The organism is Erwinia sp. V71 (assembly GCF_965644245.1).
Lineage (GTDB): Bacteria > Pseudomonadota > Gammaproteobacteria > Enterobacterales > Enterobacteriaceae > Erwinia.
In genome coordinates, this window is sequence record NZ_CBFFRK010000033.1 from 25139 (window position 1) to 36547 (window position 11409).

Below are 11409 nucleotides of genomic sequence, written 5' to 3' on the forward strand. Positions count from 1 at the left end.
TTAATCAGGAGTGCAGGTGGCCGAGCAGCTTGAGTTTTTCCCGGTGCCAAGCCCGTGCCGGGGCATCTGCCAGGCAGATGATCGCGGCTATTGCCGTGGCTGCATGCGCAGCCGCGATGAACGCTTTCACTGGATGAAATTCACTGACGCGCAAAAACGCGAGGTGCTGCGTCTGTGCCGCCAGCGTTTGCTGCGCCTGCAACGTGCCGGAAAGCACGAGCCGCCGCAGGAGACAGATCAGCCATCGCTGTTTTAGCGGGCTGCGCCAGAGAATGAAATGCGCTTTTTTTGTTGCCCCTTGCGCGCAAAAGCAACCAGGCTTAGTGGGTCTGGTAACCCTGTAAAGGAGCGACAATGAAAGGTTATACGTTAGCAGCCGCAGCGCTGCTGGTTTGTGCTGGTGCACAGGCCGCCAGTGAGAAGGTCGAACTGCACCAGGTGACGCCGCAGGGAACGGGCGACGCCATCGGGCAGGTGACGATTACGGAAACCGCCTATGGGCTGGAGTTCATGCCTGATTTACACGGCCTGCCGCCCGGTGTACACGGCTTCCATATTCATGCCAATGGCAGCTGTGAACCTGCCACCACCGGGGGGGAAAACCGTGGCGGCGGGAGCCGCAGGCGGCCATCTTGATCCCGGCAAGACCGCTAAGCACCTCGGACCTTATCAGGAAGGGCATTTAGGCGATCTGCCGGCACTGGTGGTCACCAGTGATGGCAACGCAACCTATCCGCTGCTGGCACCGCGAATTAAGCATCTGGCACAAATCGCCGGTAAAGCGCTGATGGTGCATGCGGGCGGTGATAATCACTCGGATCATCCTCAGCCACTGGGCGGTGGCGGTGAACGCCTTGCCTGCGGCGTTATTCAGTGATCTGCCATGACCCGCACACTGCTGTGCGGGTCAGTTTCTGTACCATCACTCCCGATCATGAGTTCTCCCGCGATTTATTTACCCTTCGTTTAACTCCCTGTGCGATATTTTGTGGTGCAATAGGTTGTTGACGCCGATCAGCCCAACCTATGAGGCGACAACATAAGGAAATGAAGCAGCTGGCAGGCGAAGCTATTCCGCGCGAGGCCTACGAGGCAGACGGATTTACACGCTGCTGACACAGAGTGTTAGCCGGGAATTTGTATTTTGTCCCGTAAACTCGCAGAATAGGCTAGAATCAAGCTTGATAGCTAGCAAGCTAATTATAAGGAGATGAAATGGATACGCCACTAGGAACGTACCTGGCACGATTGGTGCGCATATGGCGCGCTTTGATTGATCAACGGCTTAAGCCGCTGGAGCTCACCCAAACGCATTGGGTCACACTGCATAACATTCATCAATTGCCGCCAGAGCAGTCTCAGATTCAGCTGGCTAAAGCAATTGGTATTGAGCAACCTTCACTGGTGAGAACGCTCGACCAGCTCGAGGAAAAAGGACTGATCACCCGCTGTACCTGCGCCAACGATCGTCGTGCCAAACGCATCAAGCTGACCAGGGAAGCAGAACCGATTATCAGCGAAGTGGAGCATGTTATTGATGCCACCCGCGATGATATTCTTGCCGGTATCTCACGTGAAGAGATCAATCAGATGGTGACGCTGATTGCGCGGCTGGAAAAGAATATTCTGGATCTGCACCGGAAAGCGGAATAGACAGTAGAGAAAAAACCGGCGTCAGTGACGCCGGTTTTTTTATGTTGCGCGTTTAGCGCGGAGAAACGGTAACCTGACTGCCGTTCGATGCCAGCATCACACGCTGACCAACAGAGTAACGGCTGGCGGCCTGCTTCTGCACCACCAGAATGGTATTGCCGTCGTCTTTACGAATTTCCAGTTCCACACCGTCGGTTTTATTCATCGCACCCTGTACGCCCTGGCCTGCGACGCCACCCAGCACGGCGCCACCCGCGGTAGCGAGGCTGCGACCGCTGCCGCCGCCGATGGTGTTACCGAGGAAACCACCCAGTACCGCACCACCAATGGCACCAATCACATTATTTTCATCACCGCCCTGAATTTTTACCGGACGCACAGAAACCAGGGTGCCATAAGAAACGCTTTGAACCTGTTTGGCTTCAGAGGCACTGTATACATCACCGGAAAGGGTGTCTGTATTGGTACATCCCGCCAGCGTCATCCCGGCTAATGCCACGACAAATAAACGCTTGATCATTGTGAAGCTCCTTAATTACTTAATCTTTGCGCCTGAGGGCAGCCCGCCATAACCATAGTATATGGCACAAGTCTGGCCTGATACGGATTTTAATCGAAAAAGGCGACGCGCGCAGCATAGCGGGCAGCGGATAAACCAATATTCAATCAGCGTCGTAAAATGGCAGAATCGGCTGAAAAAGCGCTACCTGCGTCAAAAAACGATAACTAATCATAGGATTAGCGGATTATTTTTGCCAGACTGAAGCAAAGCCGCGTGCTCTGCGGCCTCAAAAATAAGGCGTGTAAATGAAATCAGGACGTTTTATTGGCGTGATGTCCGGCACCAGCCTTGATGGGGTGGATGTGGTGCTGGCGGCAATCGACCAGACGATGGTGGCGCAGCAGGCCAGCTACAGCCATCCGATTCCGGCTGACATACGCCAGCAAATTCTGGCGATTTGTCAGGGACAGTCACTCACGCTGTCACAACTGGGACAGCTGGATACCCGCCTGGGTCGTCTGTTTGCCGAGGCGATACTCACCATGATGCAGCAGCAAGGACTGGAGGCGTCAGATATTACTGCCATCGGCTGCCACGGTCAGACGGTGTGGCATGAACCGCTTGGCGACGCACCAAATACCCTGCAGATTGGCGATAACAATCAAATCGCCGCGGCCACCGGGATTACGGTAGTGGGGGATTTCCGCCGGCGTGATATGGCGCTCGGTGGCCAGGGCGCACCGCTGGTGCCGGCATTTCATCAGGCCTTACTGATGCATGCCAGCGAACGACGTATGGTGCTGAACATTGGCGGTATCGCCAATCTGTCGCTGCTGATCCCGGGTACACCCGTGCGTGGTTATGATACCGGCCCCGGCAATATGCTGATGGATGCCTGGATCTGGCGCCAGCGTGGTGAAGGCTATGACAAAGATGGCGCATGGGCTGCCAGTGGGCAGGTGGTGACGCCTTTACTGCAGGCGATGCTCGCCGACCCCTGGTTTGCGCTGCCGGCACCGAAAAGCACCGGACGTGAATACTTTAACCTTGGCTGGCTGGAGAAGCATCTGCAGGCCATGCCGGGGCTGGCGGCAGAGGATGTGCAGACCACGCTGGTGGAACTTACTGCCACCACGATTGCGCAACAGGTGCTGCTGAGCGGCGGCTGTGACCGTCTGCTGGTGTGCGGCGGCGGTGGCCGTAACCCGCTGTTAATGGCGCGCCTGGCGGCACATCTGGCGGGCATTGAAGTCATCACCACCGACAGGATGGGGATCAGCGGTGACGATATGGAGGGCCTGGCGTTTGCCTGGCTGGCGTATCGCACCCTGTCTGGTTTGCCGGGCAACCTGCCATCGGTGACCGGTGCCAGCCGTGCCAGTGTGCTGGGGGCGATCTTCCCCGCCAACCCTCTGTATAAGGAGTAAATGATGAAAAAATTCATTATCGCCGCGGCAACGCTGACCTTACTGGCAGGCTGCGGCCTGCGCCAGCCCGCCGATGAGATGAAGACGCTGCACTATACCTGCGGCACTTTGCCGCTGACCGTGAAGCTGAACAACAGCAAACAGCAGGTCAGTCTGATTCTCGATGGCGAAGCGTTGACGTTGCAGCAGCAACCTGCTGCATCCGGGACACGTTACAGTGACGGCCACTACACGTTCTGGTCGAAAGGCGATGGCGCGTTTATTCAGCGCAATGACAACATCATTATCAGCGACTGCCTGTTACAGTCCGCCCGTTAACCCGTTGAAGTTCATCAGGGTGAAGCGCACAATGGCTGCACCCTTTGTTTTTATCTGAAGCCTTTTTATGACTGATAGCGATAACCTGCAACAGATTGCCCATCTGCGCCGTGAATACACCCGTGGCGGGCTGCGCCGTAAAGATCTGCCAGAGCAACCGCTGGCGCTGTTTGAGAACTGGTTGCGTCAGGCCTGCGAGGCTCAGTTACCTGATGCCACCGCAATGAGTGTGGCGACGGTGGATGAGCGCGGACAGCCGTATCAGCGCATCGTGTTGCTGAAACATTACGATGAACGCGGTATGGTGTTTTACACCAACCTGGGCAGCCGCAAAGCGCAGCAACTGGAGCACAATCCGCGCATCAGTCTGCTGTTCCCGTGGCATATGCTGGAGCGTCAGGTGATGGTGCTGGGCAGCGTGGAGAAACTGTCGGCGCTGGAGGTGATGAAATATTTCCACAGCCGCCCGCGTGACAGTCAGATTGGCGCCTGGGTATCAAAACAGTCGAGCCGAATCTCGGCGCGTGGCGTGCTGGAAAGTAAATTCCTCGAACTGAAACAGAAATTCCAGCAGGGAGAGATCCCGCTGCCGAGCTTCTGGGGCGGATTCCGCATTAAAATCGAGTCGATGGAGTTCTGGCAGGGCGGTGAACACCGTCTGCATGACCGCTTTATCTACCAGCGTGACGGCGAAGGCTGGAAAATCGACCGTCTTGCACCTTAAATTTGCCAAATCTCCCTGATAAGCGCTGGTGCTACGGGCGTCAGCGCTTTATTCTATATGCCGATTTTCTTCCGCGAGTCAGCGGAAAGCTGTGTACCAGCATAGGTGCAGTCGTTTCTACATGGAGTCTTTGATGGCCAGCAGTAACCTGATTAAACAATTGCAAGAGCGGGGCCTTGTCGCCCAGGTAACGGATGAGGATGCGTTAGCAGCACGACTGGCGCAAGGGCCAATCGCACTCTATTGCGGCTTCGATCCGACCGCTGACAGCTTGCATTTGGGGCATCTGGTGCCGTTGCTTTGCCTGAAACGCTTTCAGGACGCCGGACACAAACCTGTTGCGCTGGTAGGTGGCGCGACCGGTCTGATTGGCGACCCAAGCTTCAAAGCAGCAGAACGCAAACTGAATACCACTGACACGGTTAATGAATGGGTGGAAAAGATCCGCAACCAGGTTGCCCCTTTCCTCGATTTTAACTGTGGCGATAACAGCGCGATTGCCGCGAATAACTACGACTGGTTCGGTGGCATGAATGTGCTGACCTTCCTGCGTGATATCGGCAAACACTTCTCTGTTAACCAGATGATTAACAAAGAAGCGGTGAAACAGCGTCTGAATCGTGACGACCAAGGGATCTCGTTCACCGAGTTCTCTTATAACCTGCTGCAGGGGTATGACTTCGCCTGCCTGAATGAGCGCCACAAGGTTGAACTGCAGATTGGTGGTTCCGACCAGTGGGGCAACATCACCTCCGGTATCGATCTGACCCGTCGTCTGCACCAGAACCAGGTATTTGGTCTGACCGTGCCGTTGATCACCAAAGCAGATGGCACCAAATTCGGTAAAACCGAAGGTGGCGCAGTGTGGCTCGACGCGAAGAAAACCAGCCCGTACAAGTTCTACCAGTTCTGGATCAATACCGCGGATGCTGACGTCTATCGCTTCCTGAAATTCTTCACCTTTATGAGCATTGAAGAGATCAATGCACTGGAAGAAGAAGATAAAAACAGCGGTAAAGCCCCGCGTGCGCAGTATGTACTGGCAGAGCAGGTGACCCGTCTGGTGCATGGCGATGCAGGTTTGCAGGCTGCACAGCGCATCACCCAGAGCCTGTTCTCGGGTGCGGTGAGTGAACTGACCGAAGCGGACTTCGAGCAGCTGGCGCAGGACGGCATGCCGACCATTGAACTGGCAGCAGAAGACGATCTGCAGCAGGCGCTGGTGAATGCTGAGCTGGTGCCTTCCCGTGGTCAGGCGCGTACCATGATTGGTTCAAATGCGGTCACCGTCAACGGTGAGAAACAGTCTGATGCGGAATACCGTTTCAGCGACAGCGACAAGCTGTTTGGCCGCTTTACCCTGCTGCGCCGTGGCAAGAAGCACTACTGCCTGGTGAGCTGGAAATAAATAATAGCAAGATGTCCCCGGGGCGCGGGTAACCTCGCCCCCTCGCTCCTCTTCTTTGGCAAGGCTGTGCAGGTTCCGATAATGAAAAATATCCTTTCTATCCAGTCGCATGTGGTATTCGGGCATGCTGGCAACAGTGCATCTGAATTTCCCATGCGCCGTATGGGCGCAAACGTTTGGCCGCTGAATACGGTACAGTTTTCCAATCATACCCAGTACGGCCACTGGACGGGTTCGGTGATGCCGGCATCACATCTGACTGATATTGTTAAAGGGATTGGCGATATCGATCGGCTGAAAACCTGTGATGCGGTGCTGAGTGGTTACCTCGGTTCCGCCGAGCAGGGTGAACATATCCTGCAGATTGTCAGCCAGGTGAAAGCCGCTAACCCGAATGCGTGGTATTTCTGTGATCCGGTGATGGGACATCCGGAAAAGGGCTGCATCGTTGCGCCGGGTGTGGCGGAGTTTCATTGCAAAGCCGCGCTGCCAGCCAGTGACATTGTCGCGCCTAATCTGCTGGAGCTGGAAATGCTGAGTGGGCAAACTATCGCCAGCGTTGAGCAGGCGGTGAGTGCCGCGCGCGATCTCATCGCCAAAGGACCCAAAGTGGTGCTGGTGAAGCACCTGTCACGCGCGGGTTATCGCAGTGACCGTTTTGAAATGCTGCTGGTCACCGCAGAGGAAGCGTTCCATATCAGTCGTCCGCTGGTGGATTTCGGTGTGCGGCAGCCGGTCGGCGTCGGCGATTTAACCAGCGGTCTGCTGCTGGTCAATCTGCTGCATGGCGTGCCGTTGCAGCAGGCGCTGGAACATGTCACTGCGGCGGTGTATGAAGTGATGATTAAAACCCATGAGATGGGTGAATATGAATTGCAGCTGGTGGCGGCGCAGGAAGGAATTGCTAATCCGCAGCAGCACTTTGCGGCGGTGAAGCTGTAACGAGCAGGGGCGATGATTATCGCCCCTGTTTTTTGCTGCCTGTTGTACCACAATTCTCCTCTGCCGCCAGACTCAGCAACAGGGATTGCCCGATATTATTCTGGCTGGCGGAACTGTTCTGCATAACTACCACCGCATCCTTCCGCTGTAAATTCATGCCGATGTAACTGCTAAAGCCACCACTACTGTCTGACTGATAAACAATCGTCTGCCCGTTAATACGCTGACTGCGCCATGCCAGCGCGGTAGCATCACCGGCTGTCGGGTGTACACGGGTGGCGTCGGCAAAAGCACGATCGAGAGCACGATCGCCGCTGCCATAAAGATGCGCTGTCAGATACGTGAGCAGGTCATTAGCACTGGACCACAATCCATTGGTCGCCACCATATAGCCGGAGAACGGCCTGTTCTGTACTGCGATGGGGGAATTGCCGTGATGGCCGACTGCCCGCTGCAGATAACCGGGTAACGTTTGCGGCTGGTAGCCGGTGTGCTGCAGCTTGAGTGGTGCGATAATCTGCTGGCTGGCGATATCCTGCACGGTACGCAGGCTGTGCAGGGTAATAATCAGATTAAGCATTGCATAACCGAGGCTGGATTCCGTCACAGCAGGCTGTGGGGGTGTGTTGAATTCACCGAAATACTCCAGAAAGTCACCGCTGTCGATATTCTCATCGGAAGGTGCATTGCTGGCGCCTTGTGGTGGCAGCCCGGCGCTGTGAGTGGCAAGCTGCAGCAGGGTGATGCGTTGTGCATCATTGCTCAGCCATATTTTATCCCCCACGCGTTGCTGCAGCGTATCGTTCCAGCCCAGTTCTCCCCGTTCAGCCAGCAGCGCCAGGGTTTCCGCGGTAAAACTCTTCGTGAGTGAACCGACGGCAAACAGTGTATTACCGCTGACTGGCGTATTCTGCGTGTCACCTGTGACACCGTAACTAAAAATATGGCGCTGGCCATTGGATGTCAGTACACCAATGGCGACGCCGCGAGTCTGCTGATTGTGCATTAAGGGACTAACCAGCGCATTGACCTGCTGTGGTAAAGGTGCAGGACAGTCAGCCAGCATTATTGGCTGGTTTGCTGTCGTCGTGTTATCGCTGGCAGTGAGTGCACAGCTGCTGCTTAACAGGCAGCAACAAAGAAGAGAGGCTTTATACACGGTATCAGGCGTTATGGTGTAATAAAGTGTGGAAACAATAGCTTAAATATTGTTCAGGTTTGGCGCATTGGCAAGTGATAATGCCGACTAAAGGTAACAATAAAAGCGAGGCAGCAGTACCAGCGGACTTCACATTACGCATCATGCGGCAGATGCCGGGGCAACGGGTATGCCCCGGCAAAATCGGATGAAAACTTATGACACCAGGCGCTCAGGCATCGCATCCGTGCTGTCGCTATCAGCAAGATGCACCGCAATATAACGCTCATAACGTGAGGTTTTCAGCTGTGTCAGGTCGACCAGTACCAGACCATCGATACAGTTATTGAAATCCGGGTCGCTGCCAAAGTCGATAAACTGTACGCCGCCCGGCTCACAGAGCTCGGAGTATTGTTTATACAACGGCGGAATACCGGTGCCGAGGTTACTCAGCAGCCGCTTAAGACGTTTTAAATCTTCCTGATAGTTATCGCCGGTAAACTGCGCCAGCACCGAAGGCAGTGACGTCGGGTACGGGCGGCGTGAAGTCGCCAGTGGCAGAGACGGGGCAAAATAGAGGCGATAAAAGGCCACCAGCAGATCGCGCGCCGCCAGCGGCAGGCCGCCAGAAATCGATACCGGCCCGAACAGATAGCGGTACTGCGGGTATTTCGCCAGGTAAGCACCAATCCCCATCCATAAATAGTCGAGACCACGCTTGCCCCAGTAGGCAGGCTGGATAAAGCTGCGTCCCAGCTCAATACCCTGCATCAGCACCGGGTGCATCTGGTGGTCATAGTGGAACAGGCTCTGGCTGTAAATGCCATCCACGCCTTTACGTTCCAGCTGCTCCGCCGTCGGCAGGAAGCGGTAAGCGCCGACAATATCCAGTGCCTCATGATCCCACAGGATCAGGTGATAATAGTCGTCGTCGTAATCATCGAGGTCACGACGTTTCCCGCTGCCTTCACCGACCGCGCGGAAAGCGATTTCGCGCAAACGACCCAGTTCACGCAGAATCGGCACATAATCTTCCCCGTTACGGCGGTAAAGATAGATCACTTTGCCGTCAGGCAGTTTGCCCAGCACTTCGCATTCAGCCAGTGCGCGTTTCAGCACCGCACGATCTTCCGCACGCGCAATCGCCGGTTCAGTCTGGAACAGCGCTGATTTTCCGCTGGCGAGACGGTACAGATGACGGCGGAAGCGTGCTGCCAGCTCTTTTGCTGGTGTATGGCCGTCATGCCAGCTGGCATAAGGAATCCGTGCGCCGATTTTCAGTTTCAGCCGTGTGCCGCGGTGTTTAAACATCTCGCGCACCAGCAGCAGCATCGACAGTGGCTGGTAAACCATCGAGGTGAGGTAGAACAGGCTGCTGTTGCGGCCGGAAACATGAATCGGCACCACTGGCGCACGGTAGCGGGCGGCAAGACGAATAAAACCGTGGCTCCATTTACCATCTTTAATCCCTTTGCTGCCAAAGCGTGAGACTTCGCCTGCCGGGAAGAAAATCAGTACGCCCTGGTTTTCCAGCTGATCCTGCATCTGCTCCACCTGGCGGCGGTTGGTGCGGTTGCCCATATTATCCACATGCACCATCAGGCTGCGCAGTGATTCAAGGCAGTTCAGCAGGCGATTGGTGACGATTTTGACATCGCGCCGTACCTGCGACACGGCATGCAGCAGCGCCATACCATCGACCGTGCCCAGCGGATGGTTGGCGACAATCACCACCGGTCCCTGACTGGGGATTTGCTCCAGGTCGCGTTCGCTCAGTTCACAGCGGACATCGAGGTATTCCAGTACCTGCTCGACCATATCCAGCCCTTTCAGGTGGCGGTTGCGTTGGTTGAATTGCTGAAATTCTTTTTCGTTGAGGAGTAAACGCAGAATGCTTTTTTGCCAGCCAGGGGTAGTGCGGTGGGGATTCAGGTCATGCAATACAGTTTCGATAGTAAACACGGGCTTTTCTCCGGATGTTTTATCGCGACAGTAATCAGCCCGCATGACGGTTTGATTACTGTGCGATGACAATCATGCGAAGAACTCAGTTCATCTCCCGCCGCAGCCTTTCCTGCAATGCACTGGCAAAGCGGCGCACATGTGGCGACAGGCTGCTTTGCTCCTTCACCAGCATCCAGGCATGGTAAGTATCCATCCGCCAGCCGGGCAGCAGGCGGATCAGTTTGCCATTGGCCAGCGCCTCCTGGGTCATATAATCGGGCAGATAAGCAATACCGCTGCCTGCCAGCGCCGAGCTTAACAGCGCTACGCTGTTATTGGCACGAAAACGGCTGCGCACGTCGATATCCAGCTTCTGTTTCTCTTTGCGGAAGGGCAGTGAGATGGTATGCGCCGGACCACGGAACAGAATGTAGTCGTAGCGCGGCAGATCCTGCGGTTTTTCAATCGGCGGGAACTGGCGCAGATAGTCCGGCGTGGCGTACAGCCCCCAGGTAATATCCACCAGCGGTCTGACCTGCGGATAATCAGGCGCATCACGCTCAATCAAAATCGCCACATCATACGGATCTTCCGCCATATTCACTGGCCTGTCAGTTAAGTCGAGATCGACACTGACATGAATATTGCCGCTGATAAAGCTGTTCAGTACCGGCACCACGCACTGACAGCCGAACGTCACCGGTGCCATCAGCTGTAAATTGCCCATCGGCTCTTCATGCAGAATACGGATAAAGCGTTCCGCACTTTTCGCTTCATTAAGAATGCGTGAGCAATATTGGTAATAACTGACGCCGGTTTCCGTCACTTCGATGCTGCGTGTCGTGCGCTGCAGCAACTGTGCGCCAAGCCGCACTTCCAGCTGGGCGATTTCGCGGCTGACGGAGGATTTCGACAACCGTAACGAGCGCGCGGCCTGGGTAAAGCTGAGGGTTTCCACTACCCGCGCAAAAATTACCATGGCGGTCAGATTTTCCAGATTGTTCATCACATCTCCTGACTAAAACAACCGGAAGAGCATAACCTCCTGCTGGCATGTGCGATAGCGTTGCCGCAAAGAAAATTCATCATCGGTAGTACACTGCTCTGCGTATCTCACAATGATTTGGAAACAGTGACTTAGTTAAGAGGTATGAATGTAATTTCAAAATGTCGCCTGAATATACATAAATCTTATTAACTATTAGTCCGCCTTTGCCGATATCTCTTTTGTCTTTTTTCAGGCAGGAAACATGATACGGTGGATTCGAAATGACAATGGCGGATTCAACTCCGAAGTGCAACGCTAAGCCGCCAATCTTAGCTCTGCAAACACCACAGACGGTTGCCTGAATC

At 55.0% G+C, this 11409-nt stretch carries 12 protein-coding genes and 1 pseudogene; 8 read left to right on the forward strand and 5 right to left on the reverse strand.

Going from position 1 to position 11409, the window contains the following annotated elements:
* Positions 1–16: 16 nt before the first annotated feature.
* The 3 genes and pseudogenes from ACSZO1_RS09730 to slyA all read left to right on the forward strand — a co-directional run bounded on the left by ACSZO1_RS09730 (position 17) and on the right by slyA (position 1653).
* Complete coding sequence (locus tag ACSZO1_RS09730; protein ID WP_437611951.1) at positions 17–256, forward strand: DUF1289 domain-containing protein; 240 nt, start codon at positions 17–19, stop codon at positions 254–256.
* A 98-nt stretch (positions 257–354) separates the two neighbouring features.
* Positions 355–877, forward strand: a pseudogene (sodC, locus tag ACSZO1_RS09735) (superoxide dismutase [Cu-Zn] SodC).
* Positions 878–1215: 338 nt separating this feature from the next.
* Positions 1216–1653, forward strand: a complete 438-nt coding sequence (gene slyA, locus ACSZO1_RS09740; RefSeq protein WP_437611953.1) for a transcriptional regulator SlyA — start codon at positions 1216–1218, stop codon at positions 1651–1653.
* A 52-nt stretch (positions 1654–1705) separates the two neighbouring features.
* Here slyA and slyB read toward each other — a convergent pair whose 3' ends face one another.
* Positions 1706–2173, reverse strand: a complete 468-nt coding sequence (gene slyB, locus ACSZO1_RS09745; RefSeq protein WP_437611955.1) for an outer membrane lipoprotein SlyB — start codon at positions 2171–2173, stop codon at positions 1706–1708.
* A 287-nt stretch (positions 2174–2460) separates the two neighbouring features.
* Between slyB and anmK the strand changes: the two genes are divergently transcribed.
* The 5 genes from anmK to pdxY all read left to right on the forward strand — a co-directional run bounded on the left by anmK (position 2461) and on the right by pdxY (position 6974).
* Positions 2461–3582: an anhydro-N-acetylmuramic acid kinase gene (anmK, locus tag ACSZO1_RS09750; protein WP_437611957.1), complete on the forward strand. Its 1122-nt coding sequence runs from the start codon at positions 2461–2463 to the stop codon at positions 3580–3582.
* A gap of 3 nt (positions 3583–3585) precedes the next feature.
* Positions 3586–3900 (forward strand): MliC family protein, encoded by a 315-nt coding sequence (locus ACSZO1_RS09755; protein WP_437611958.1) that lies wholly within the window; start codon positions 3586–3588, stop codon positions 3898–3900.
* Positions 3901–3967: 67 nt separating this feature from the next.
* Positions 3968–4624 carry a pyridoxamine 5'-phosphate oxidase gene (gene pdxH, locus ACSZO1_RS09760; RefSeq protein ID WP_437611960.1) on the forward strand — a complete coding sequence of 219 codons (657 nt, stop codon included), beginning with the start codon at positions 3968–3970 and terminating at the stop codon, positions 4622–4624.
* Between the two features lie 133 nt (positions 4625–4757).
* Positions 4758–6032, forward strand: a complete 1275-nt coding sequence (gene tyrS / locus ACSZO1_RS09765; protein ID WP_437611962.1) for a tyrosine--tRNA ligase — start codon at positions 4758–4760, stop codon at positions 6030–6032.
* Positions 6033–6113: 81 nt separating this feature from the next.
* Positions 6114–6974 (forward strand): pyridoxal kinase PdxY, encoded by an 861-nt coding sequence (pdxY, locus tag ACSZO1_RS09770; protein WP_437611964.1) that lies wholly within the window; start codon positions 6114–6116, stop codon positions 6972–6974.
* 16 nt (positions 6975–6990) lie between these two features.
* Here pdxY and ACSZO1_RS09775 read toward each other — a convergent pair whose 3' ends face one another.
* From ACSZO1_RS09775 to ACSZO1_RS09790, 4 genes are all read right to left on the reverse strand, one after another.
* Complete coding sequence (locus ACSZO1_RS09775) at positions 6991–8040, reverse strand: serine hydrolase domain-containing protein (protein WP_437611966.1); 1050 nt, start codon at positions 8038–8040, stop codon at positions 6991–6993.
* Positions 8041–8328: 288 nt separating this feature from the next.
* A complete protein-coding gene (locus ACSZO1_RS09780; RefSeq protein WP_437611968.1) occupies positions 8329–10074 on the reverse strand; it encodes a lysophospholipid acyltransferase family protein in 1746 nt (581 codons plus the stop codon).
* Positions 10075–10159: 85 nt separating this feature from the next.
* Positions 10160–11062 carry a LysR family transcriptional regulator gene (locus ACSZO1_RS09785; RefSeq protein ID WP_437611970.1) on the reverse strand — a complete coding sequence of 301 codons (903 nt, stop codon included), beginning with the start codon at positions 11060–11062 and terminating at the stop codon, positions 10160–10162.
* A 79-nt stretch (positions 11063–11141) separates the two neighbouring features.
* Positions 11142–11409, reverse strand: a 268-nt coding sequence (locus tag ACSZO1_RS09790) for a hypothetical protein (protein WP_437611972.1), incomplete at its 5' end; no start/stop codon positions are given.